Annotated in this window: 23 protein-coding genes; 13 read left to right on the forward strand and 10 right to left on the reverse strand. The window is 56.4% G+C overall.

The features are described 5' to 3' along the window. Window positions 1-17: 17 nt before the first annotated feature. The 5 genes from ntrX to dusB form a co-directional block, all read right to left on the reverse strand. Window positions 18-1,427: a nitrogen assimilation response regulator NtrX gene (ntrX, locus tag ACR0BF_RS05705; protein ID WP_480473070.1), complete on the reverse strand. Its 1,410-nt coding sequence runs from the start codon at window positions 1,425-1,427 to the stop codon at window positions 18-20. Continuing rightward, a complete protein-coding gene (locus tag ACR0BF_RS05710) occupies window positions 1,424-3,688 on the reverse strand; it encodes a sensor histidine kinase NtrY-like (RefSeq protein WP_480624458.1) in 2,265 nt (754 codons plus the stop codon). Before ACR0BF_RS05710 ends, ntrX begins: the two co-directional genes overlap by 4 nt. A 123-nt stretch (window positions 3,689-3,811) precedes the next feature. Next, the gene (locus ACR0BF_RS05715; protein WP_480517239.1) at window positions 3,812-5,179 is read right to left on the reverse strand and encodes a response regulator; all 1,368 of its coding nucleotides are present in this window, start codon (window positions 5,177-5,179) and stop codon (window positions 3,812-3,814) included. Next, window positions 5,179-6,267, reverse strand: coding sequence for a two-component system sensor histidine kinase NtrB (locus ACR0BF_RS05720; protein ID WP_480473074.1), 1,089 nt, complete (start codon window positions 6,265-6,267; stop codon window positions 5,179-5,181). The genes ACR0BF_RS05715 and ACR0BF_RS05720 overlap by 1 nt, the downstream gene beginning before the upstream one ends. Further along, complete coding sequence (gene dusB / locus ACR0BF_RS05725) at window positions 6,264-7,247, reverse strand: tRNA dihydrouridine synthase DusB (protein ID WP_480624459.1); 984 nt, start codon at window positions 7,245-7,247, stop codon at window positions 6,264-6,266. Before dusB ends, ACR0BF_RS05720 begins: the two co-directional genes overlap by 4 nt. A 181-nt stretch (window positions 7,248-7,428) precedes the next feature. On the opposite strand from dusB, the gene ACR0BF_RS05730 reads away from it, so the two are divergent. The 4 genes from ACR0BF_RS05730 (at window position 7,429) to ACR0BF_RS05745 (ending at window position 10,909) form a co-directional block, all read left to right on the forward strand. Continuing rightward, complete coding sequence (locus ACR0BF_RS05730) at window positions 7,429-8,559, forward strand: bifunctional 2-C-methyl-D-erythritol 4-phosphate cytidylyltransferase/2-C-methyl-D-erythritol 2,4-cyclodiphosphate synthase (RefSeq protein WP_480624460.1); 1,131 nt, start codon at window positions 7,429-7,431, stop codon at window positions 8,557-8,559. Further along, window positions 8,556-9,053 carry a phosphatidylglycerophosphatase A family protein gene (locus tag ACR0BF_RS05735; protein ID WP_480493058.1) on the forward strand — a complete coding sequence of 166 codons (498 nt, stop codon included), beginning with the start codon at window positions 8,556-8,558 and terminating at the stop codon, window positions 9,051-9,053. Before ACR0BF_RS05730 ends, ACR0BF_RS05735 begins: the two co-directional genes overlap by 4 nt. Further along, a complete protein-coding gene (locus tag ACR0BF_RS05740) occupies window positions 9,050-9,517 on the forward strand; it encodes a CinA family protein (protein WP_480493057.1) in 468 nt (155 codons plus the stop codon). The genes ACR0BF_RS05735 and ACR0BF_RS05740 overlap by 4 nt, the downstream gene beginning before the upstream one ends. A gap of 210 nt (window positions 9,518-9,727) precedes the next feature. After that, window positions 9,728-10,909 (forward strand): ammonium transporter, encoded by a 1,182-nt coding sequence (locus ACR0BF_RS05745; protein WP_480473082.1) that lies wholly within the window; start codon window positions 9,728-9,730, stop codon window positions 10,907-10,909. 125 nt (window positions 10,910-11,034) lie between these two features. On the opposite strand, the gene ACR0BF_RS05750 is transcribed toward ACR0BF_RS05745, so the two are convergent. Genes ACR0BF_RS05750 through ACR0BF_RS05760 form a run of 3 tightly spaced genes read right to left on the reverse strand, consistent with a single transcriptional unit; the run spans window position 11,035 to window position 13,675 of the window. Beyond that, entirely contained in the window at window positions 11,035-12,390 is a 1,356-nt protein-coding gene (locus ACR0BF_RS05750; protein ID WP_480603443.1) for an ATP-binding protein, read from the reverse strand. Then, the gene (locus ACR0BF_RS05755; protein ID WP_480473086.1) at window positions 12,390-13,049 is read right to left on the reverse strand and encodes a response regulator transcription factor; all 660 of its coding nucleotides are present in this window, start codon (window positions 13,047-13,049) and stop codon (window positions 12,390-12,392) included. The genes ACR0BF_RS05750 and ACR0BF_RS05755 overlap by 1 nt, the downstream gene beginning before the upstream one ends. 38 nt (window positions 13,050-13,087) lie before the next feature. Further along, complete coding sequence (locus tag ACR0BF_RS05760; protein ID WP_480624461.1) at window positions 13,088-13,675, reverse strand: PepSY domain-containing protein; 588 nt, start codon at window positions 13,673-13,675, stop codon at window positions 13,088-13,090. On the opposite strand from ACR0BF_RS05760, the gene ACR0BF_RS05765 reads away from it, so the two are divergent. After that, window positions 13,656-14,909, forward strand: a complete 1,254-nt coding sequence (locus ACR0BF_RS05765) for a hypothetical protein (protein WP_480624462.1) — start codon at window positions 13,656-13,658, stop codon at window positions 14,907-14,909. The two genes, ACR0BF_RS05760 and ACR0BF_RS05765, sit on opposite strands and share 20 nt — an antisense overlap. Window positions 14,910-15,145: 236 nt before the next feature. On the opposite strand, the gene ACR0BF_RS05770 is transcribed toward ACR0BF_RS05765, so the two are convergent. Together ACR0BF_RS05770 and ACR0BF_RS05775 are read right to left on the reverse strand one after the other, a co-directional pair. Beyond that, a complete protein-coding gene (locus tag ACR0BF_RS05770; protein WP_480473092.1) occupies window positions 15,146-15,331 on the reverse strand; it encodes a hypothetical protein in 186 nt (61 codons plus the stop codon). Window positions 15,332-15,802: 471 nt separating this feature from the next. Further along, window positions 15,803-16,519 carry a helix-turn-helix transcriptional regulator gene (locus ACR0BF_RS05775; RefSeq protein WP_480624463.1) on the reverse strand — a complete coding sequence of 239 codons (717 nt, stop codon included), beginning with the start codon at window positions 16,517-16,519 and terminating at the stop codon, window positions 15,803-15,805. 646 nt (window positions 16,520-17,165) lie between these two features. On the opposite strand from ACR0BF_RS05775, the gene ACR0BF_RS05780 reads away from it, so the two are divergent. From ACR0BF_RS05780 to ACR0BF_RS05815, 8 genes are all read left to right on the forward strand, one after another. Next, window positions 17,166-17,330, forward strand: a complete 165-nt coding sequence (locus ACR0BF_RS05780; RefSeq protein WP_480493053.1) for a hypothetical protein — start codon at window positions 17,166-17,168, stop codon at window positions 17,328-17,330. A 135-nt stretch (window positions 17,331-17,465) separates the two neighbouring features. Continuing rightward, window positions 17,466-18,425: a Flp pilus assembly protein CpaB gene (cpaB, locus tag ACR0BF_RS05785; protein ID WP_480624464.1), complete on the forward strand. Its 960-nt coding sequence runs from the start codon at window positions 17,466-17,468 to the stop codon at window positions 18,423-18,425. A gap of 8 nt (window positions 18,426-18,433) precedes the next feature. Further along, entirely contained in the window at window positions 18,434-19,972 is a 1,539-nt protein-coding gene (locus ACR0BF_RS05790) for a pilus assembly protein TadG-related protein (protein ID WP_480493051.1), read from the forward strand. 13 nt (window positions 19,973-19,985) lie between these two features. Beyond that, the gene (locus ACR0BF_RS05795; RefSeq protein ID WP_480624465.1) at window positions 19,986-20,483 is read left to right on the forward strand and encodes a TadE/TadG family type IV pilus assembly protein; all 498 of its coding nucleotides are present in this window, start codon (window positions 19,986-19,988) and stop codon (window positions 20,481-20,483) included. Further along, entirely contained in the window at window positions 20,480-21,127 is a 648-nt protein-coding gene (locus ACR0BF_RS05800; RefSeq protein ID WP_480493050.1) for a TadE/TadG family type IV pilus assembly protein, read from the forward strand. Before ACR0BF_RS05795 ends, ACR0BF_RS05800 begins: the two co-directional genes overlap by 4 nt. Then, window positions 21,127-22,353, forward strand: coding sequence for a CpaE/TadZ family protein (locus ACR0BF_RS05805; RefSeq protein ID WP_480624466.1), 1,227 nt, complete (start codon window positions 21,127-21,129; stop codon window positions 22,351-22,353). Before ACR0BF_RS05800 ends, ACR0BF_RS05805 begins: the two co-directional genes overlap by 1 nt. Before the next feature lie 12 nt (window positions 22,354-22,365). Continuing rightward, complete coding sequence (locus ACR0BF_RS05810) at window positions 22,366-23,754, forward strand: TadA family conjugal transfer-associated ATPase (RefSeq protein WP_480473108.1); 1,389 nt, start codon at window positions 22,366-22,368, stop codon at window positions 23,752-23,754. Further along, on the forward strand, window positions 23,751-24,719 hold the full coding sequence (locus ACR0BF_RS05815; RefSeq protein ID WP_480603428.1) for a type II secretion system F family protein: 969 nt from the start codon (window positions 23,751-23,753) through the stop codon (window positions 24,717-24,719). Before ACR0BF_RS05810 ends, ACR0BF_RS05815 begins: the two co-directional genes overlap by 4 nt. The last annotated feature ends 9 nt before the right edge of the window (window positions 24,720-24,728 follow it).

Consider the following 24,728-nt stretch of genomic DNA (forward strand, 5'->3'; position numbering starts at 1 on the left):
GAACTATGACCCCAGACTCATTCTGCCGGTTCGGGCTCGTCGATTTGCGCGACCCGCGCACCGGATTTGTTTGAGGTCACAACACCCAGCGACTTTAGCTTGCGATGCAGCGCACTGCGTTCCATCCCGACAAAGCTGGCGGTGCGGCTGATATTGCCGCCAAAGCGGTTGATCTGGGTCAGCAGATACTCTCGCTCAAACGCTTCGCGGGCCTCGCGCAGCGGCAAAGTGGCCAGCGCCCCCGACAAGACAACGCGGCCCGACTCTTCGGCCTTGTCTTCTTCGCTTGGCAGCTCGCGCGCCTCAATTGGGCCGGTGCCGTCACCCAGAATCAAAACACGTTCGATCAAGTTTTTCAGCTGGCGCACGTTACCCGGCCACGTCATTGTCTGAAGCAAAGCGACCGCCTCGTCCGACAGCTCCCGCATAGGCAACCCTTGGGTTTCGTTGCACATTTCGATGAAATGCTGGGCCAGAACCGGAATATCCTCGCGCCGGTCCTCGAGTGATGGAACGGTGATCGGAACCACATTCAGACGGTGATACAGCTCTTCCCGGAACCGCTCGGCGGCGATTTCATCATCAAGATCCTTGTTGGTTGATGAGATCACCCGAAGATCCACGCGCACTTTGTCCGAGCCACCCACGCGCTGGAATTGCTGATCCACCAGCACACGCAGGATTTTGGACTGTGTGCCCAAAGGCATGTCGGACACTTCATCAAAATAGACCACACCGCCGTGGGCTTCTTCCAGCAATCCGGATTCCACACCACGTTCGGCCGATTCCCGGCCAAACAGAACTTCTTCCACACGCTCAGGCTCAATCCCGGCACAGTTGACGGTCACGAAGGGAGCGTTTGCGCGGTTGGAGTGGGCATGGATATAGCGCGCGGCAATTTCCTTTCCAGAACCCGCAGGCCCGCGCAGCATGACGCGACCGTTTGACTTGGTAACCTTGTCCAACTGCCCCTGCATCGCCCGGAACGACGCGGATTTGCCGATCATGTCGGAGTTGTTGACCTCTTTCCGCTTCAGCGACGCGTTCTCGCGCCGTAGACGAGACGTCTCCATCGCGCGGCGGATCACCACCATCAACTGGTCAATGTTAAAGGGCTTCTCGATAAAGTCGTAAGCACCCTGTTTGATAGCAGCAACAGCGATTTCGATGTTGCCGTGGCCCGAAATAATCACCACCGGCACATCCGGGTTATCGCGTTTTACCGACTTGAGGATATCAATCCCGTCCATACGGCTGTCCTTCAGCCAGATATCCAGGATCAACAGCCCCGGCGGTTCGGAATTGATCGACGCCATGCACTCGTCCGAGTTGGCTGCCAGCCGGGTTGAATAGCCTTCGTCCTCCAGAATGTCGGACACCAGCTCGCGAATATCGCGCTCGTCATCTACGATCAGAATGTCGCTCATCTTTGGCCTGCTTTCAGTTTGTTGGTTCTAATTGCCTGCTTCTGCGGCGCAACGGTTGGGGACATACCTGCCCCAGGCAAACGGATCACAGCCATTGCGCCAAAATGGTCCTGCCCGTTAAATACGGGCGCGTCCTCAAGGGTCAGCGCGCCGCCATGCTCTTCTATTATTTTCTTGACGATCGGAAGGCCCAGCCCGGTCCCTTCGTCGCGTGTCGTAACATAAGGTTCAAACAAACGCGCCCGGTCCTCCGGCAGACCGATTCCATTGTCTGCAATGGTAATGACCGTACCCGCACTGTCGCTTGAAACCGCCACCTTGATCTGTGGCACCAGGTTGCTCGGGGCGCCCTTTTCTTGCAAGGTAACAATAGCTTCCCCAGCGTTCTTAATCAGGTTGGTCAATGCCTGGTTGAGCATGGTCGCATCTACATCCGCCATGATCGGCTGCTGCGGCAGATCGGCGTCAATCTGTACGTCCGGCTGTCCCGCCTGCTGCAAAAGAACGGCTTCGCGCACCAGTTCAACCAAGTCTTCCTCTCGTCGAACGGGTTCGGGCATCCGTGCGAACTTGGAAAACTCATCCACGATACGCCGCAGGTCGTTAGTCTGCCGCACGATGACGCCGGTCATCGACTCAAGGCTGCCGCTGTCTTCCTCATCCAGTTTGCGGGCGAACTTGCGCTTGATGCGCTCTGCGCTGAGCTGGATCGGCGTCAATGGGTTCTTGATTTCATGTGCAATGCGGCGGGCCACGTCCCCCCACGCCGCCATTCGCTGTGCGCTGACCAGATCGGTTACATCGTCAAAGGCAACCACATAGCCTTCCAGCCCGCCATCCTCTCCGCGACGGATGGCCATGCGAACCAGCAGGTTTTCCAGCCGCCCCTTGCGTGTGACCTTAACCTCACCCTGAACAGCCTCCTGCCCGCTGTCCTTGAGGCTTTCAAACAAGGGCAGAAACTCGGGAACTGCAATGCCGATAGCCAGGTGTTCTTCACCTCGTGACCAGTCCAGCAATCGCTCGGCAGAACGGTTGACGAAGGTAACGCATCCATCCGGGTCCACGCCGACAACACCGGATGTGACCGAACTGAGCACGGAATCAAACAGGCGACGCCTTCTTTCGATTTGCTGGGTGTTTTCCAGCAGCGTGTCCCGCTGTCCTTTTAATTGTCGGGTCATCTGGTTGAAATATCGGCCCAACATCGCGATCTCGTCGTCGCTGGCCTCTTCGATGACCTGAACGCTCAAGTCTCCGGCACCGACCCGCTGTGCTGCCGTGGTCAATCGTCCGACCGGGCGCGACAGCCGTTCGGCAAACCACATACCCAGTGACATCGCAGCCAGGATCAGGATCAGCGCAAAGCCGAGATAGAGCAGGCCGAATTCGAACAACACCCTGCCCCGTTCACTTTCCAGCTGCTGATAGAACTGCGCCGTTTCCTTGGTGTCATCCAGCAGCGTCAACAACTGCCCGTCCACTTCGCGGCTGACATACAGGTAACGGTCCAGATAGGCGGTAAGCGGGACCAGCGCGCGGAATTCACTGTTTGGCCAGTCAGCAATGATCAGCAGCCCCTTTTCTGCCGCTTCCGTCATTTGCTCGGCTGTTGGCGCCTCATAGTTGAACAGATAGGACCGATCCCCGCGCGACCGGATTTCGCCCGTGCCGTCGATGACATAGGCCTCGCGCAACCCGCGCTGAATCCGGGCCTGCCCCTGCGCCAGAACCTCGCGGAGTTCGGCATCAGAAATGTAAAACTCCACCGAACGTGCGTTGTTCAGGAACCGCGCCAGAACGGTTGCGTCCTGCGTCAGACCACTGCGATGTTCCTGCTCATAAGCCTCTGCCGCCGTCAGGGAGGACCCGACAACCTGCCGTACGCGATCCGAAAACCAGCCTTCCAGACCGATATTCACGGTAAGGCCGGCAAAAATGGCGACCGTAACGGTCGGAACCAGCGCGAGCAGCGTAAACGCCCCGATCAGGCGCAAATGCAGGCGCGAGCCCGCGGACTTGGCCCGCCTGGCCGCAATCAGGCTACCCAACTGACTGAGCACCAATGCCGCAACGACCAGAACATAGACTAGATCGGCTAGCAGAATCAGCCGCAATGTCGGCGCGGTCGCACCAAGATCAAAGGGACCAATGACAAGATATGTGGCAAGCGCCAGAACTGGCCCCAAGAGGACCAGCCCAAAGGTGCCGAAATTGCGCAGTTTCCGTGATTTACGCCATCGACCAATCGATAGGATCATCCCGCTCTGTGCTCGGGTTGCCACCGTCTGCCCTCATCCTGATGTGCCGCTTGTGCGGCTTACCGCCATATATCGTGATCTTTTCCTGACAGGTGCCAGGATGCCACGGTTTGTGTGGCGATATTACATCAGTTTGCGACGCCGTGTCACCTGAATATCGAGGTCAGTAATCTTTTTTCGCAGCGTATTTCGGTTAATCCCCAGTAAATCAGCACATTTTGCCTGATTCCCACCAGTTGCATCCAGTGCGATTTCGATTAGCGGAGCCTCAACCTCACGCAAAATCCGCTGATAAAGGCCCGGTGGCGGCAAAATGTTGCCGTGCAGATCGAAATACCGTCGCAGATGACGCTCGACCGAAGTTGAAAGCTTTTCACGTTCGCCACCGCTCAGAACCGGTGCTGCTTCGGGCTGGCTGCCCAACACCATTTCCACCTCGGCCTTTGAAATCTCATCTGCCCGGCTGGTCAGCCCCAAACGGCGAACGGCGTTTTCCAGTTGTCGCACATTCCCCGGCCATGAATAGCGCCGCACCAGTTCCACCGCATCAGAGCTGAGCCACCGCTTGTTGCCATTTTCCTTCTCTTCCCGGGCCAGAAAATGTTCGGCCAGCAGCGGAATATCGTCGACCCTTTCGCGCAACGAGGGCACGTGGATCGTCGCCCCGCACAAACGATAATAAAGGTCCTGACGGATACGGCCGTTTTCCATCCCATCGGTCAAGTTTGTCTGGCTGGTTGCCATGAATCGCGGAGCATGATCGCCGGGCGTATCCATCATACGCACAACGCGGGCTTGAATTTCATCGCCGATATCCGCGATTTCATCTATCAGCAGCGTACCTCCACGCACCCGCGCCATCACGCGGGCCGGGCCCTCCAGATCGCTTAGGTCGGCTGCGGTGACTGTGACAAAGGGTAATGTACGCCGATCCGAAAAGTCGTGAATTGCCCGGGCAATCAGCGATTTACCCGTTCCGCTTTCACCCGAGATCATTACCGGCAGGTCGGTGTTCATCACGCGTGCGACCAACCGATACAAGGCCTGCATGACTGGCGTGCGGCCGACCAGAGGCAACTCATCCGGACGCTCACCGCCTGCCTGTTTGGGTTCTGGCTGTGAGCGCTGCTTCTGATCCAGTGCCCGCGCCGTGCGTTTCATCAAATCCGGCAGGTCAAACGGTTTGGGCAGATAGTCATATGCGTCTGCCTCAGCCGCCTGAATCGCGGTCATGATCGTGTTTTGTGCGGAAATCACGATAACCGGCAATCCAGGGCGATCCTTTGCGATCTTCGGCAGCATCTCCAGACCATTGCCATCAGGCATGACAACGTCCGAGATCACCACGTCGCCTTTACCTTCGCCGACCCAACGCATCAGGGTCGTCAGCGAGGACGTTGCGTGCACCTTGCATCCGGCCCGCGTCAGCGCCTGAGTCAGAACGGTGCGGATTGTGCGGTCGTCATCCGCAACCAGTACGGTGCCATCCATCAGGTGCTCTCCTTCTTGTGTTCTGTTGCATCTCGCGGCGCGCGGCGCAGCGACAGTTTGAAAACGGTGCGGCCAGGCACGGAATCGGCGGAAATCCAGCCGTCATGGTCGGAAACGATCTTGCTGACCAGCGCCAGCCCGAGACCGGTGCCGTTTTCCTTGCCCGACACAAACGGGTCAAAAATGTCACCGCGGATATCCTCGGGCAGCCCTGGACCGTCATCGATGATCTCGATCTGCAACGGCAGCGAGTGACCCGACCCATCACTTCTGCGCAGCCGGAAGGAATGTTCGAAATACGTGCGCAGACGGATTGTTCCGCCCTGAGGCCCTGCGGCCTCGGATGCGTTTTTCAGCAGGTTCAGAACCACCTGAAGAAACTGGTCCGGATCGCCATAGGCCAGCGGCAATGACGGATCGTAATCCTCGATGATTGTCATATCCGCGCCAAATCCCAGCAGCGCAGACCGCCTTGCACGGTCCAGTACATCGTGGATATTGACCGGCCTGAGGTCCGGTTTCTGCAAGTTGCCGAATTGCTCGACCTGTTCCAGAAGCTTCACGATCCTTCGGCTTTCGGCCACAATAAGGTCTGTAAGTTCAAGATCCTGTGGCGAAATATTCATGCTCAGCAGTTGCGCTGCACCGGTAATCCCGGCCAGTGGGTTCTTAATTTCGTGCGCCAGCATCTCGGCCATGCCAATCGCCGACTGCGCCGCTGACTTGACCGTGTTGCCCAAGGTCATCCGGCCCGCCAGTTCACGAGGTGATATAATCATGATCATCGACCCCGGATGCCCAACCAGGGGCGCGATCTGCAACGCACATTGCAACGGCGCACGGTTCCCCGAACCAGCATCCACATCGTTTACGAACAGTGGCGTGCCTTGAGAACGGGCGCGCAGGAATGCTTCCTCCAGCGGTGCGTCAACGGCGATCTGGTCCCATACCGGATGCCCGATTACCGACCGGCGCGAGGCATTCAAAAACCCCTCGCCCGCCGAATTCACATCTGCGATGCGATCTTCTTCATCGATTATGAAGGCCGGAACCGGCAATGAGTTCCAGATGTTGGCGTTAGAATTCATGCCGCCACCTCGCCCGTATCGGCAAGTGCGTCCCCAAGCAGACGCAGGACTTCATCCGTGCTTCGCGACGTCAAAACTGCCCGGCGCAGCGGCGCAGGGGTTGCGGCCTGATCCATGTACCATCCCAGATGCTTGCGGGCGACACGCAGGCCCAGATCGGCACCGTAAAATCCCAGCATCGCCTGATAATGCGCGCGCACCATGTCGATCAGGACATTCCCGACCGGAATATCCGGCGCATCCGCCCCGTAGAGGTCGTGACTGATCTGCGCCAAAAGCCACGGTTTACCCTGCGCGCCACGCCCGACCATGACCCCATCTGCACCAGACTGAGTCAGCGACGTTCGCGCGGCGGCAGTATCCGTGATATCTCCGTTCGCTATGACCGGAATCGACACGGCTTGTTTCACGGCCCGGATCGCGCTCCAGTCAGCGCGCCCCTTGTAGAACTGGCATCGCGTGCGTCCGTGGATCGTAACCATCTGAACGCCTGCGTCTTGTGCACGGCGCGCGACCTCAGGGGCATTCAGCAGGGTGTCATCCCACCCCAGACGGGTTTTCAATGTCACCGGAACGTCAACTGCACTGACTACGGCCTCGATCAGCGTCAGCGCATGGTCTGGTGTTTTCAGCAGGGCCGAGCCGGAATACCCATTTGTAACCTTCTTGGCGGGACACCCCATGTTGATGTCGATCACCCGCGCCCCACGATCAGCAACCTGACGCGCCGCCTCGGCCATCCAGTGCGCCTCGCGCCCTGCCAGTTGCACAGCTGTATTTTCCACATCGGCAGACAATTCGGCGCGCTCCCGCACTCCGGGTTTGGCCTGCACCATTTCCTGACTGGCGACCATTTCACTGACGACCATGCCGGCGCCGAAGCGCATAACTAGATCCCGAAATGGGCGATCGGTGATTCCGGCCATCGGGGCCAGCAAAACCGGCGGTGTTACGAGTTTGTCAGCGAAGCGCAAAGTCAACGTGCTTAATCCTTGGGCAACTGCAGTTCTGATATCGAATTCTACGCATATGAACAACAAAACGACGCGCAACAAGCCTGTAGAACCATCAACTGCCTATTTTTTAATCACATGACCATAGGTGATTGCCTCTGCAATCACCGCCGCCTAAACAAACGCAACAAAATGGAGGGCGCGCGGCATGACCACAGCTGCCATCATAGTCGCCGCAGGCCGCGGCCTACGCGCAGGGGGCGATGTCCCAAAACAGTGGCGCAGCCTTGCAGGACGCCGCGTGGCAGACTGGACAATCGATCGGTTCCGCGGACAGGTCGCCCATATCGTTCTGGTCTTATCCGACGAAGACACTCAGGTCTGGGAGGAGTTTCGTGATACCGATCTGATCCTCGCCTCGGGCGGCACAGATCGCACGGGTTCTGTGCGCAACGGTTTGAAGGCCCTGGCGCACCTCGACGTGAAGCGCGTCCTGATTCATGACGTTGCCAGACCCTGCGTTTCGTTGCGCACCATTCAGGACGTCTTGAACGCATTGGATGCACATCAGGCCGCCGCCCCCGGACTGGCGGTGACTGACGCCTTGTGGATAGGACAAGGCGGGGCCGTGACTGGCACACAAGACCGCAGCAACCTGTTTGCGGCGCAAACACCGCAAGGCTTTCACTATGACACCATCACCGCCGCCCATGCGGCGCATCCGGGCGGTGCTGCTGATGATGTTGAGGTTGCACGCGCTGCGGGGGTAGATGTCTGCATCGTACCGGGCGATGCGGACAACCTGAAGATCACCCGCCCCGAGGATTTTGCCCGGGCGGAACGTATCATGGGAATGGATATGGATGTAAGACTTGGCAACGGCTATGACGTGCACCGATTTGGCGACGGGGATCATGTTGTCCTTTGCGGTGTAAAGGTTCCCCATGATCGCGGGTTGCAGGGGCACTCGGATGCAGATGTCGGGATGCATGCTGTAACCGACGCGATTTATGGCGCATTGGCGCAAGGCGATATCGGGCAGCACTTCCCGCCCTCGGATCCACAATGGAAAGGTGCCGCCAGCAAGATCTTTCTGCGTCACGCGGTCGAATTGGCCGGACAGATGGGATATCGCATCTCGAACGTGGATTGCACGCTGGTCTGTGAATATCCGAAGATTGGCCCTCACGCCGCTGCCATGCGAGAAGAAATGTCCAAAATCATGGGCTTGTGCGTCGATCAGATCTCAGTCAAGGCCACCACGTCCGAGCGTCTGGGCTTCACCGGCCGCAGTGAAGGCATCGCATCGCTTGCGACGGCCTGTCTGGTGAAATCATGAACGCGGCGCAGTTGATTGGCACCGTTGGCGGCGTCGGATATATACGCCCTGCCCCCGGCACCTGGGGTTCGCTGGCCGCGCTGCCGATGGCTTGGGTCCTGCACACGCTGGGCGGATTCCCATTGCTGGCAATCGCAACGCTCGTGGTGTTCGCAGGCGGCTTGTGGGCCACGCGCGTGATGACCGACGGCCAGGACGATCACGACCCGTCGGAAATCGTCATAGATGAAGTTGCGGGCCAGTTCATTGCACTCTGGGCGATCTCATATCCGTCCTGGGCGCATGGGATCGACATTTCCGCCCTCTGGCCCGGTTGGGTTGCCGGGTTCGCCCTGTTTCGCCTGTTCGACATCACCAAACCCGGCCCCGTCGGTTGGGCAGATCGTCGTGGCGATACCATGGGAGTGATGCTGGACGACGTAATTGCGGGTATATTCGCAGCCATTGGCGTGATGGTTCTGGCAGGCATCGCGCACGGGGTTCTGGGCCTATGAACGTGCCCGACCTGCTGAACCGCGCCAAGGCGCAGGGCGTTGTGATCGCCACAGCGGAAAGCTGCACCGGCGGTATGGTCGCTGCGGCCCTGACGGATGTACCCGGTAGTTCGGCCGTCGTGGATCGGGGATTTGTTACCTATACCAACAGGGCCAAACAGGACATGCTGGGTGTTCTGGCAGAAACTCTGGAGGCTTTCGGTGCTGTGTCCGAGCAGGTCGCTCGCGAAATGGCCGAAGGCGCATTGCGCAACTCACAAGCGCAGCTTGCCGTCGCGATTACCGGCATTGCCGGGCCGGGCGGGTCTGAATTCAAACCCGAAGGGCGCGTTTGTTTCGGACTGGCCAGAGAAGGCCAGGAAACCCGAACCGAAACGATTGAGTTTGGCGCGCAAGGGCGGGATGCGGTGCGCCGCGCCGCGCGGGATCATGCGCTGGCGTTGCTTCTGACTGGCCTTTCATAACGCGCACGATTTTTGGGCATTATCTGCCCATAGCCGCCAAAACTGTCATCACTTGAACAAAAGGCGACAAAACAGGCGCTCAATTCGGGTGTTGCCTCTTTTTTCCTCACCTGCCCTCCGCTTCAAGGCTCTGCACATACACTCACTCGATCCCGGAGCGTTGTCAGATGACCTGCCCGGGAAACCATGCAGGGAAAAGGAGAGCGGCCCATGAATGGAGCCGATACAGCCTGGATCATAGTTGCTACAGCACTGGTCCTTTTCATGACATTGCCGGGGCTGGCCTTGTTTTATGGCGGGCTCGTTCGTGCCCGAAACGTGCTCAGCGTTTTTATGCATTGCTTTGCCATTGCCTGTTTGATGAGCATTCTGTGGCTGGTGGCCGGGTACTCCATCGCCTTTGGGCCCGGTGAAAGTGGGCTTTGGGGTGGTTTGGGCAAGGCTTTCCTCAACGGTGTTGATGTGGACAGCCTTGCTGGCACTCTACCTGAAATCCTTTTCTTTGCCTTTCAGATGACCTTTGCCATCATTACCCCGGCCCTGATCGTGGGTGCATATGTCGAACGGGTAGGCTTTGGCTTTGTACTGACCTTCTCGGCGCTGTGGATGCTGCTGTGCTATGCGCCAGTGGTTCACTGGATCTGGGGCGGTGGAATGCTGGCCGATGGTGGTATTTTGGGTGACATTGGCGTGCGTGATTTCGCAGGTGGTATCGTGGTGCACGAAACCGCTGGTCTGGCAGCCCTGATCATCGCCGTCATCCTTGGCCCGCGCCGCAACCGCACGACCCCGCCGCATAATCCCGGCTATGTCATGGTGGGCGCCGCGATGCTGTGGGTCGGCTGGTTCGGCTTTAATGGCGGCTCGCAACTGGCCGCGGACGGAGGTGCTGCGATGGCGATGACCGTTACCCACCTGTCCGCCGCAACTGCCTCGTTGACATGGGCGCTTTGGGAACGCATCCGATTTGGCAAAGCCTCGATGGTGGGTCTTGTTACCGGAACAATTGCAGGTCTGGCCTCGATCACGCCCGCTTCGGGTTTTGTAGGTCCGGTTCAGGCCCTCATCATCGGTGCTGTTGCGGGCATTCTGTGTCAGGAAGCCGTCAGTCTGGTGCGCAACAAGCTGAATATCGACGACACGCTGGACGTGTTCGCGGTACATGGCGTCGGAGGCATCTTCGGCACCATCATGATCGCCCTGTTTGGCCTTGGCACATGGACTGCCCAGTTGGGTGGGCTGGTTATCGTGGGTGCCTTCACGGCGGTTGTCACGTTTGTGTTGGTCAAACTGGTTGCACAGATCACACCACTTCGCGTAAACGCCGAGACCGAGACAAATGGCCTCGACCTCTCGGTACATGGTGAACGGGCCTACGACATGAGCAGCTAAGCCCACCTTGGCTGCCTGTCGCCCGCAAGGGCAAAAGCGGACCTGTCATGGGTCCGCTTTTCTTGTTTTCGCGTCTTGTCCACTTACGACACACCCAATCCACCCTGAACCTTCAGGGCAAAAAATCAGCCTGACGCAGAATGCGCGTTGGTTCCTTTTGGTATAACGATCCGGCACTCCAAACCGCCTAGAAAACCGGATGCCCCCAGTTCAATCCGGCAGTCATAAGCCTTCAGCAGATCAACCGCTATAGCCAGCCCAAGGCCGCTGCCCGAGACAGAAGTATCCAGCCTTCCCCCAGAACGTAGCGCCTCGCGGTGAGCGTCCTGAGGAATTCCCGGGCCATCATCGTCAATCACAACTTCGATCCCGTTCTGGGTCCTCTTAGCCGTCAAACGGACCTTGTGTTTGCACCATTTGACTGCGTTATCCAGCAGGTTGCCCAAAACTTCTTCGATATCCTGCGCGTCCATACGCACCCAAAGACCCGGGTCGCGCTCAATTTTCAATGACTTTCCATCGCGCTCGGCCATGGTCGTGAACAGCCGCGCCAGTCGATCAATCGAATGAGACAGATCATTACGAGAATGGGTCAAATCTGCAGTGTTCAGCGCCCGCATTCTGGCCAAAGACCGGCCCAGTTGCGCGTCAATGCGGTCGAGAGCTTCCACAGCGATATCCGTAGAACCTCCCGCTTCGGACAACAGCACCAGTTCATTGCGCATGATCGCAGTAGGTGTTTTCAGGGCATGAGCCAAATCTGCCGCCTGACGACGTGATCCTGATACGATTTCCCGATTTCGGCGCAAGAGCTGGTTCAAATCCTCGACCAGAGGAGACACCTCTTCTGGATAATCGCCTGGTCTAAGGTCTTCGTCCCGATCCCAACGGTGCGCCACATCCGACCGCAGCTTTTTGAGTGGCGTCAGGATGATTGACGTCAGAAGTAGCGATCCAACGACACCGATCAGACCGACCAGCGCAAAAACCGGAAGCAGGTTTTGTTGTGCAGCGCGACGTTCCGCGACAAGCTGGGCCTGACTTTCGGCAACGCTTACCCCCCAGACCGTACCATCCTCATAAGTAATTTTCTGAAAGGCTCCTCGTAAAGCTTCGCTTTCCGGACCGGGCGTGTTCCAAAGCGTCGTTACATCAGGGTTACCGGGGGGTTCGGCAATGACTTCGTCGAACAGGGAAGCCGACGTAAAGATCTCGCCTTCGCTGTTGCTGACTTGCCAGTATCTGCCGGAATACGGTGTGCCATAGGCTGGATCGAACATCAGATCCCGCAGCGCATCCGGATCATGGGTCGTAACGCTCAACCCAACGACCAGTTGCGTGTGACGATCAAGTAGTGCGGTATCAAACCTGTCTGAAACGCGAGCATTAATGAACGAGAACACGGCCAGCGTACCGACACCCACTGAAAGGGCACCCGACGCGATCCCCCCCAGTAGAGCCCGTTGACGCAGGGATAACATCAGGCAGAGTCGATCATATATCCGCGGCCCCTAATCGTTGTGATCAGATCAGGGCCAAGTTTTTTGCGCAGACGGGTTATGAAGACGGCGATGGTGTTCGAGTCCCTGTCTCCATCGTATTCGTAGATATGCTCTGACAGTTCGGTCCTTGAGATCATACGCCCAATATTATGGGCCAGATACGTGAGAACAGCCAGCTCCTGGGCGGTCAGGTCGATGGGCACGCCATCCGCCGTCACACGCCCGTTGCGGGTATCCAGCACAACATTTCCCATTTCAACGACGGGATTCAACTGGCCGCTCTGCCGCCGCAGGATGGCACGGACCCGCGCTGCCAGTTCGGGCATATGGAACGGCTTGGTCATGTAGTCGTCCGCGCCTGCGTCCAACCCGTCGACCCTTTCGCTCCAGCCATCGCGGGCCGTGAGGATCAGCACAGGTGTCTTGATACCCGCACTGCGCCATTCCCGTAGAACTGAAATGCCATCACGTTCCGGCAATCCAATATCGAGGATGATCATGTCATAAGGTTCTGTTGCGCCCAGATGCAAAGCTTCCAGGCCGCTGTTCACAATGTCTACGACCCGACCTTCAGCGTTCAACAGTTTCTTGATCTGCTCGCAAAGGTGCGGTTCGTCTTCTGCCAGTAAGACTCTCATACTTAGGAATTATAGGCGTGCGTATGGTAGTTTAACCATTACTTTTTACCACCACCGTTTCCGCCAGAATTGCCGCCGCCATTTCCACCAGAGTTGCTACCACCGTTGCCTCCGGAATTGCCACCACCGTTGCCTCCGGAATTGCCACCACCGTTACCTCCGGAATTGCCTCCACCATTGCCGCCAGAATTGCCGTGACCGCCACCGCTGTTCCCACGGTTGCCGCTTTGACCCCCGTTTGCGTTGGCAGAAGACTTGCCTTGAGATTTCGCATTGGCCGAGTTTCCGGGCGCAGATTTCGCCGCTTCTGAGATTTGTTTGCCGATCGTGGACCTGTTGGAAACGACGACGCCGGTTTTTGCGTTAACAATAACACTAACAATCTTCCCGTTCGGTTTTTTGACCAGCACGCGGTAGTAAACTTTGTCGGCCTGAAAAGCACGCGCATCAATGGGCGTTCCGCCAAAGACCTGCTCGACGCCTTTGATGACGTCCTGAAGACGGATAGCGTTGCCAGTGGTTGTCGCTTTGCGCAGCTCCGCCTGCTTCAGCTCACGAACGGCTGCATCGCCTTCTCCGGGCTGGAGAACGGCAACAAGAAACAAGATGGTCAAGAGCTTCTTCATCTTCGGCACTCTTTACTGCGCAACCACCTTAACAATCTACCGATTTCAACATGAACTGGCGATGAACGACCAGTTTGGCGTGGGTTCAATGATGATCGGTTTAGATAGCACCTGTCAGATATTGATTCCGGCTAGCGGTTTTTCGTGTGTGCTGACCGCGAAATACTCTGCCGGCCCAAATGAAACTCGCGTTCGACCTACGAGGATCGCTATGAAAACCAATTTGACCGGCGTGCTGAAGGCCTCCGCTCTCGCAATCGCAATGTTGGGCTCCACTGCTATCGTGGCGGCAGTTGCCCTTCCAGATGTGGCCTACGCCAAAGACGGCAATGGCAACGGTGGAGGCAATGGTGGCGGTAAAGGAAACGGCGGCGGTAATGGAAACAGCGACAACGCCGGAAATGGCAAAGGCAACGGCGGTGGTAATGGGGCGACCAAAAGTGGTGGTTCAAAATCCGCCGGTAAGTCGGGGCGCACAACCTCTGGCGCAAAGGGTTCGAAGTCAAAATCCTCGAAGGGAAAATCGTTCTCTTTGAAAGAGCTGTTTACCGGTAAGAAGTCCAAGAAAACTCAGACCAAGACCGCACCGGCCGCGCACGCGACAAAATCCAAGGTTCAGGTCGAGGAAACGGACCTGACCGATTCCCATAAGAAGGGGAATAAACTGGCTGCTGCACTGGGTGTCCACCCTTCAGAACTGGGTGCACTGAACGCAGCCAACGCAAGTGAGAAGGCCCTTCAGAACGCTGCACCGAATTCGCGCGTCGGTCGCATTGCAACCTATCGCGATACGGTTCTGGCTGGCGACAGCATCCGAGCTGAACTTGCCGAAAAACAAGACCTTCTGGATGATATGACCCCGCCGGATCGCTCCAGCGCCGAAATCAATGACGACCTTGAGGAAGCGCTGGCCGATGTTCAGGAAAAGCAGGACATCGTCGATGATCTCGAACAGCAGCTGGCAGACGCGGGAGGCACCGATCCTGATATCGAGGACGCTCTTCAGGACGCAAACGATGATCTGCAGGCTTCCAAAGATACCACTGACAGCCTGAATGCCGAAAAACAGGCAGCCTTGGAATATGAGGAAGCCGTGCAAGACGTCGAAGACCTGACTGACGCCGTTGAGCAGCAGTCACTCGATGAGCGCGCGACATTGGAAGACGCTGCGAACAAACCCGTCACCGACGAGGTCGAGGCTGCTGTAAAGGCAATGCTCGGACTGGATAGCTAACAGCTTTTGCCTTCATTCTTATGAAGTGGGCAAAAGACCGGGCCAGCTAAGTGATTACCAGCCGTTTGGCTGGCCCGACTTTCTCGTAAAGATCCTGACCGCCAGGTTGTATTGCGCGCATGCCCTACGCAAGTTGGCAAAGGTTACTGAGAAAAAATATAGCCCGCTCCAATTCGGAGCGGGCTTTATCGTTCCCTGATCATGTTGATCTGGAAATCTATCGGACGTTCTGATCTTCAGAAGTCCCGGTTCGCCTCTTCAAGTCGCTTGTTATTTACGATTTCTGTCAGTGCATTTTCGATAGGAGGGAAGCGACTGCTGCTCGAATTTGTATTGCTTGAAACTTCGCCATTCATGACGGGATTATGGGGTTGCATTGTCGCACATGCATACGGCGCAACCTCAATAGCAGTCTTGATCATGCTGTTCCCCTTCCATTCAACCGGACGTGGTTTGCCCGGCCTGTGCGATTAGTATGCCCCGAACCAGTTGAACACTCAGAGAATACATTGTTCACATTATGTTAATGTTGTCGCGAAATCATGAACAAAGACTAAGCCGTTAACAAAAAAGAATAATTCCTTCTATTGTATCTGCGATCAAGTGGGACGAACAGAAAAATCAGGCGAACTCCCCCTACTCCGTAGGGTTGTTTCCCCGCACGAAAGTGGCAGATCGTCAAAGCGAACGAGTCAGATTCCCTACACCGCAATAGAGGGCAAAATTGCGGCCGAAAAAAAGAAACTTACAAAACAGCCGACGAAATTACGACACAGTTCAGCAGTTATTCGACCGGCGTGGCACGACAAAAGGCGAGACCATGACGGCGGATAGATCCAAAAAAGATCAAGGAAAGGTCTTCAGACCGTCCTGGTAGCAATCCATTCGGTTCGCTAACCCGCAATCTGAGCAAAATCCCTGTCAGCATCAACGCTTCGGTTCAATAGATGCAAAAGCTCGATCTGGCTCGTTGCCCCTGTCTTGGAAAATATGGAACTTAAGTGCGAACGAACCGTCGTCGGGCCAATGGACAAAGTCTCCGAGATTGTCTTCACTGTCATTCCCTCTTTCATCATCGCACATACCCGAAACTCGCATCTGCTGAGTTCGGCTGGGTTATTTGGATCAAGGATTGGAACGAAGCGATTGTTGCTGTCGTATCTGGACCGGTGACCCCGAAGAACTTCGGAATTGGCAGCAACCGTTCCGGGTAAGCGTTTACTCCAGCCAGACGAAAGTGTTGGAGCCAGCGCACTTATCAGATCAAGTTCGAAGGTCTGCGGGCGAATACTGTAATGAAATTCGATGTAATCGACCTGCGCCCCGGCTACGTCCAGCGGAATCAGGATAACCTCCACCAGCCCTTCAGGCTTTTGAGGCCGATAATGGGACATTGGTGATGCGTCGGAAAACACCAGGTCTGATAGTTTCCAGACTGAACCCGCTCTTGCAGTTGATATACAATCCCCAATAACCAGCTCGGCCTGCGTTTGCGGCTGCGAAGGCCAGATTTTTCCCAGCTGGACACAACAGCGCGCAATATGCTTTGCCTTCCAACCTTTTTTCTGCGTTCTGACAATTAGAACCGCATCAGCATTTACCAGGCGCATTAAACAATTTACGGATCGAGACAAGGAGCCATTACCGCATAGGGCCTGAGTCCACTCCACTACAAAGTCCAGACTCTCCCTCGCCTGAGCGCTCTTTAAAAAACTCACACTCATAACAATTAACCATTCAACCAAACAGACCGACCAAACAAACAGGTTCGGATTACAACAACAAACTTGCGCCCCTTACGCAGCCACAGCAACCGGAATTATCTGGCTTGTCTGCGCGGAAAGTTTTCAAACAAATACTACTACATAACTTTATCTATTTGTTTTTAATGTGTTTTTATGAGGTATATCACCAACAATCGGCACGGGACCAATCCGCGATTGCCTGACCGTTCAGTAAAAATCAACAACCATCCTGCTCACAATTGCGACCCGACTCAATTCATTGTTTCCGAAAAGGGCGATTCGCCATACGTTAATACGTTGTTAATGCAGGGTTAAAAGTATTCGTCCAAAAGGGTGGTTTTTTTCAATTTATTCAACCAGAAGGTGTATTTCAATTACCTTTGAAGGAGGTCACGCATCTCCTGCGATTCTATTCTGATTCCCGAGCTAATGCATTTTCGCCTGGCTTGCGCTCAGAAATACAGAGCGCTGAAAACGTCTAACCTATTTGGGGGAAATAATGACTAAATTCATGAAGAAGTTTGTTAAGAATGAAAGCGGTGCAGCAATTGTCGAATATGGCCTGGCTCTTTTGGTCGTGGCGTCGATTGCAGTTGGCGCGTTCACGTACCTGGGCACCACCACCAACACAAACGTGACTGGTGCATGCGCTGCTCTGGGTAGCGCGACCTGCTGACCCAAACACACTTACCAAAATACTGAACTCTGCGCCGCCGTGCCACTGTTGCGGCGCAGAGTTCACCGCCAGGAATTTCGCGAAAGCAAGACGACCGAAGTTCCATATTTCAGAACGTAATTGTTGGAGAGAGTGATGCGTATCAGGCCAATCATTTCTACACTGTTTGGAATTGCGATAGCGTCCGGTTCCGTTTACCTGGCGAAAGATCACATTCAGTTTAAGACAAGCACTGCCGGTGTCTCGCCAGATGCCGATCTGGTTGAGATCTATGTGGCCCGATCAGAAATTGCTTTTGGTCAAACGATCGAAGCGCACGACGTCACAATTCACCCCTGGCCGCGCGAGGCGCTCCCGGCCGGAGTTTTCACGGACATTGATGTACTTGTTCCAAACAATCGCCGTCAGCTGCGGCGCGCCAAGGGCCGGTTCTATCCAGGCGAAGTAATGCTTCTTTCCAAGGTTTCGAACTTTGGTGAAAAAGTCACACTTGTTCAAAAGTTGGGGGAAAACACACGCGCCATGGCAATCGAGGTCGATGCTGTAACGGCAGTGGGCGGTTTTGTTACCCCCGGCGATCACGTTGATATCGTTTTGACCCAAGGTGCCAAGCAGGACCTGCGAGCGGTCACCATCTTGCAGAATATTCGCGTCATTGGCGTGGACCAGCAGTCGGAAGAACTAAGCGATCAGCCTGAGGTCGCCCGCACGATCACGGTGGAAGTGACCCCGCAGCAAGGTCAACGTCTCGCCCTGGCTCAAAAGGCCGGAACCCTGAGCCTTACACTGCGCACCCTGGACAGCGTCGAGGATGAGCCCATGGAGATGGTTCGCCTGCGCGATCTTTTGCAGGAGGAAGGACCGGCAGAAAAGGTTGATATTCAACCCACTGTAAAGCTGCGCCGGGGAACCGAGACCGAGGTTGTGACCATCCAGCGGCAACAGGAAGAAGCGGAACAGGAAACAGAAGCCGCGCCAGCCGCCGAGTTGCAACCTGATACCCCAAAAGATGCGCACCTTGCGCCGGCGTCCGCGATGCCGCGCGTCAAACCCCGCATTCGCCCAATCACAGTCAGTCAGACACCTGGCCAATAAGTTCAGCCATGCGAGCACATGCAATCATATCCGCATTCGCCCAAGAGGAGAACGGCACCGTCGCGATCCTGTGGGGCACAGCTTTGGTCGCATTCCTCGGGTTCTTTGCGATCACGCTGGACGTTGGCCGGTTGAATTCGACACATGCAGAGCTGCAGTCATTTGCCGACAACGTGGCTTTGGCCGCAGCGGGAGAGTTGGACGGCCAACCAGACGCGATTACGCGCGCCACAAATGCTGCAGCAAACCTTGTCAGCGACAGCCAGACATTCGCGAACGGGGCAACCACGCTTTCAGGATCGTCGGATTATACCCTCCTGTTTCACTCGGCGCTTCCGGCATCGGATCTGACCCCGCTTGGCGCAGATATTACAACTGATCCACGGAAGGCCAGGTTCGCGCAAGTCGTGTTGACACCCAAATCCCTGACGATGAGCCTGGCTTCGGCGCTGGACAAAATGCTTGGTGGGGCTGGGTTTTCTGCTGCCAGCGTTTCAGCCGAGGCAGTGGCCGGATACTCGAAAGCGGCGTGCGATATCTCACCCCTGATGTTCTGCCTGCCCCCGAATTGGGAATCCACTTTGACTGTGGGCGACCAGATCCTGTTGCGCAGCGGCGGCAACGGAACGGCCTGGGGACCGGGTAACTTCGGCTTTATTGATCTGGCGAATTTCCAAGACAGCTCGGGTGTGTGTGCCGACGAAGGGGGCAATAAACTGGCCTGTCTGATCGCGGCGCAAAGCCAGATCACCCAATGTGTTCTGACCAATGGTCTGAACACCGAACCCGGCCAGAAAAACGGCATTACCAATGCTGCATTCAACGTCCGCTTTGACATCTACCGCTCGGTTCTCAACGGTGAGAAAAACAACATCGATTTCGCGCCCGCACCAAATGTGATCAAGGGGATTGAAAGCAACGGTGGCGGCGCTTGCATTCAGGGAAATGAACAGACGACCCCTGATACAACTGGTCTGGGGCGCGACCTGTGCATGACTGCGGGCACATGCGGCGGAAACAACCGTTTCGGCGACGGCAACTGGGATCGAACCGGATACCTTAATCGAAACCACGATCTGGCAGATGGGATTGCCGACGGCATAGGCAGCGACTCGCATCTGCCCGCGCTGTCCGGGTCGGATACCGTTTTCGCCGGGACGCGGTACGGAATGTATTTGAGGGAAATAGCCTACGGAAATACAAACCCTCACGCGCCGCCGAACGCAAACTCCATTCTGGACCCTTCGCTTGCTGAAACCGGACGCCCGATGTGTTCCAGCCAGATGTCCGAAGACCCGGCGCGGCGCGTTGTTACGGCTGCTGGTGTTGATTGCGCGCAAAACCCGGTTTCCGGTTCGACTACCGGAGTTCCAGTCACAAAATTTGTTGCCGTGTTCCTGACTGAACCGGTGGGTGATGACGGCGGCTCGCCCCCCAGTTTCGACATCCACGGAGAGGTCGTCGGTTTCCCCGATGTGACCGGTGTTGGCAGCGGCGGCAACGGGTTCGGCGGCATCTTTCGCGACGTCGTACAGTTGTATCGATAGGGGCAGAGTGTTCATGTGTATTCGCCTCAAATCCCCTTTCAAACGCTTCGCCAAAAACGAAGATGGTGCGATCCTTGTCGAGTTTGGCCTTGTCATGCCGATTATGCTGCTGCTGTTGGCAGTAACCCTGGAATCCGCACGCCTTATGTGGTCGTACCAGTCGGTCATTGCCGGGGTCCGGGATGCCAGCCGATACATGTCGCGCGTCACGCCCTCGGATATCTGTTCGTCTGGCGGAACAGTCGCGGGGCTCAGCACAACTCTGAAAGGGATTGTCGAGCGTGACATTCACGGCAACAGCCTGTTTCCGCCCAGCATAACCGTCAACTCGGTAGCGCCCAGCCTGACCTGCGTGTCCGGTACGTATCGTATGAACCCGGCGCCTGTCGGTCAGGTAAGCGCCAATATCACCGTTCAGTTTCCGCTAGGGGGCATTCTGAAGCTTTTCGGCAGCGGTGCGTCATCGATAACCACCGACGTCGCTGACACATCGCGGATATTTGGCCAATGACATGGTTGCGGAATAATCGCGCCACCTGGCGCCAGGTCGCGGACAAGGTGCTGCGCGACCAAAATGGTGGGGTTCTTGTTGAATTTGCCGTGGTGGTGTCCCTGTTTTCCTTCCTGTTCCTGGCATTGCTGGACTTTGGTCGGCTATCATACAGCGGAGTGAACGCGCAGAAGGCGGCACAGCTGGCGGCGCGCATCGCTGTGGTGCGCCCTGCGGCGTGTCCGGGTGTGCCACAAACCCACACGCGGGGAACATCCGCGTTGTCCCCTCGCTTTGGCACCCCATGCAGTGCGTCGGCTGGCGTATGTGCCGACCCGGTAACGCCACCTTGTGTGGGTGACGCCACCAACACCACAGCATCTGAAATCTGGGGGCGCATCAACCCGTTGCTGCCCCCCGGCACGACGATTGACGCCTTGCAGTTTTCCTATGATTTCAATTCTAATCTGGGCTTCCTGGGTGGCCCTTACACACCCATGGTCACGGTTGAGCTGAACCTGAATGATTTTCAGTTCGTGTCGCCGCTGGCCGCGCTTGCAAACGCCGCAGGCGCGACCAGCAGCACAATTCCTTCAACAGCCGGGTTTTCCAATTTCAGCGTTTCGCTGCCTGCCGAAGACCTAGCATCAGGAGAGTCAGGTTAATGGTTAAGAACGTTTCTAGTCTCAATTCACATTCCGTCATGCTTGTATCTGAAAGCGAAACCGTCGCTCAGGTGGTCGCCAATGCCTTTCCCGCCGGTCAAAACAACGAAATCTCCGAGAATGCGGGTTCGTTCAAAGCGTTGAACGGTACGGCGCGCAATCTGGCATTCAAGCATGACCTGGTTATTTTCGAAATCGACCCCTGCGACGCGGGCGAGGTTCTGGCCGTCAAAGACCTCCTGACCCATCGGCAAGATGACACCTTATTTGTCGCGCTGACGCAGAATGACGTTTCGATCTCGGTCGCCCGCGAGTTGCGGAAAATCGGCATCGACGAAGTTCTACCCCTTTCCATTGATGAGGATGGGCTGAAAGCTGCGGTAGCAGAAAAGATCTCCTCCCGATCACTTCCGCAGGGATTCATTCAAAATGGTCCCTCTGCCCTTGGCACCGTCATTCCGGTTGCAAAATCCCGCGGTGGAATCGGAGCGTCAACGGTCGCGGTAAACCTTGCCTGCTCGCTGGTGGGCGGGAAAGGATCATTCCTGAGGAAAAAGGCGAAAAACCGCGTCGCGCTTCTGGATTTTGATCTGCAATTCGGAAACGCGAACGTGTTTCTCGATCTTGAAGATAACGGGGGATGCCTCCAACTCATCGAAAATCAGGAAGAGCCGGATGATCATTTCCTGACGTCGATCCTTCAGAACCACGCGCTCGGTATTGATGTGTTGTGCGCGCCCGCGCCGTTGGTTCCGCTTCAGTCCATACGACCGGGCTTGATCGAAGGGATGCTCGACCTGCTTCAGCGCCGGTACGATTATGTTGTCATCGACCTGCCCTGTGCCGTTGTGGAATGGGTCGAACCCATTTTCAAACGCGCGAACCAACTGGCGCTGGTAACTGACACCACGGTTCCATGCGTTCGCCAGACCCGGCGCCTGATCGATTTCTATCGCGAGGCGAACATGGCCCTGCCGGTCGAGGTTGTCGTGAACCGCGAGCGGAAGACGTTGATCAAACCTGCACATGTTCGCGAGGCTGAAAAGGTGCTGGAAACGAAACTGAAGCACTGGCTGCCGGACAATCCCAAGATTGCGCGAAACGCGGTCGATCTGGGACGACCGATTGTAGACATGAAGCCGCATTCGGACCTTGGCAAGGCCCTGACGAAACTGGCTGCGTCCATGTCCGAAGGCACCCGGCCAGCCGCACAAAAAACTGTATAATGGGAGATCGCCGTGTTTAACGAGTACAAATCACGCCGGGCCGCGTCCAAGTCGAATGTGTTGGTTCTGGAACGGCCAATCGAGGTACCAAAATCCAAGGCAACACCAGAACCGGTGGACGTTGACCTGCAAGCGCATCTGGAGCTTAAAAGTCGCCTGCACAGCGAGCTTCTCGACCGTCTGAACCTGTCCGTGATCGACAAGGTCGAACGATCCGAACTGAAACGTCAGATCGCTGCGCTGGTTACCGGGCTGATCGAGGCCGAACGCCTTCATTTACGGTCCGAGGCATTTACAGCCCTTGTTGATGAACTCATTCACGAAGTGATGGGTCTGGGCCCTCTGGAACCTCTTCTGGAAGACCCGACCATCAACGACATTCTCGTCAACTCTTATGATCAGGTCTACGTGGAACGCTTTGGCCTGCTCGAGCAATCGTCCGTGCGCTTTCGCGACGAACGCCATCTGCTTCGGATCATTGACAAAATCGTCAGCCGGGTCGGCCGTCGTATCGATGAATCCCAGCCATGGGTCGATGCGCGTCTGGAAGACGGAAGCCGGGTCAACGCGATTATTCGCCCGTGTTCAGTTGATGGACCGGCGTTGTCGATCCGCAAATTCTCGCGCAATCCCCTGACCATCGACAAGCTGGTCCAGCGGGACAGTATGAACGAACAGGCAGCCAAGCTACTGGCTGCGCTGGTCGAAGCCAGGCTGAACATTCTGATTTCGGGCGGTACCGGTTCCGGCAAGACAACAATGCTGAACGCCGTTTCATCCTTTATCGACGGCAAGCAGCGTATCGTGACAATCGAAGATGCGGCCGAACTTCAGTTACAGCAAAGCCATGTCGTTCGCTTGGAAACCCGTCCCCCCAACTCGGAAGGTCAAGGGGTGATTACACAGCGGGATCTGGTGCGCAACGCACTCAGGATGCGGCCTGACCGCATTATTGTCGGCGAAGTCCGTGGTGCCGAATGCTTTGACATGCTTCAGGCCATGAATACAGGACATGACGGCTCCATGACGACCGTACATGCGAACTCGGCCCGCGATGCACTCAGCCGGGTCGAACAGATGGTGACGATGCTGGGGGCGGATTTGCCCGTCAGAACCATCCGGTCTCAAATCGCCTCGGCCATTCAGATCGTCCTGCAACTCAGCCGTCTGAGCGACGGGACACGCAGGGTCGTCAGTATTTCCGAAATCACGGGCATGGAAGACGACACGATCACGATGCAGGACATCTTTGTCTTCAAACGCCGTGGCAAGTCTGAGAATGGCGACGTTCTGGGAGAATTCCTGCCAACCGGAATACGGCCAAAATGCTTCGACCAGCTGGTAGCGGCTGGTGTTGATGTGGACACCAACATGTTTATTCACGGGGCAACGGCATCATGATTGACTTTCAGCCCAATACACTGAACATCCTGATCTATATTTCGATTTTTCTGGGAATTCTGCTCGCCTACGAAGGCGTTCACCAGCTTCTGGCGCGCAAGGAAACGCATGGCGAGGCCAGAAACCGCCGTATGAAACTGATCCAGAACGGGGCTTCGACGGATCAGGTGTTGCAACTGCTCCGCGATCCGGCGATGCTGGCTGCTGGTGAAAAAGCCGGGCTGATTACGCGGTTTCGCCGTCTGCTTGTGCAAGCTGGTGTGGCGGTCAACCCGATTTGGGTGGTTCTCGCCGTCTCCCTTCTGGTTTTGATGATCTTTTTCGGGGCCTCCCGGTTCCTTGCCCTGGAACTGGCGGTCATTCTGAGCGCAGTTTTCGGCCTCATCAGCCCGATCATCCTGCTGGTCGCCGTGAAAGACGCCCGCGCGAAGAAACTGACGAAACAACTGCCTGACGCGTTAGACCTGATGGCCCGGGGGCTGAAAGTGGGCCACCCCGTCGCGGTGACGGTTGGAAACGTTGCCGCTGATCTACCGGATCCGATCGGGTCAGAGTTTGGCATCATCAAAGACCAGATCAACTATGGTGATGACGTCGCGACCGCCTTTCACGACTTTGCGCAACGGGTCGGAACGGAGGATGCAAAATACCTTGCCGTAAGTATCGGCATTCAGCATGGAACCGGCGGCAACCTGTCTCGCGTTCTAAGCATTCTGTCCCAGACCATCCGGGACCGGCACACGATGCAAAAGAAGATCAAGGCAATCTCTGCCGAAGGTCGCCTGAGCAGCCTTATCCTCACGATTTTGCCGGTCATCATTTATCTTTCGATCGAGGTCTCCTCGCCAACATTTTACGGCGACGTACGCAGCGATCCGCTGTTTCCGTATTTCGCCCAGGTGATCATTGGCCTGACAGTTGCCCAGGGTTTCATCCTGAAGCGACTGGTTAAATTCAGATTCTAAAGGGAATTG

The sequence above is a fragment of the Ruegeria sp. AG7 genome (assembly GCF_056541545.1).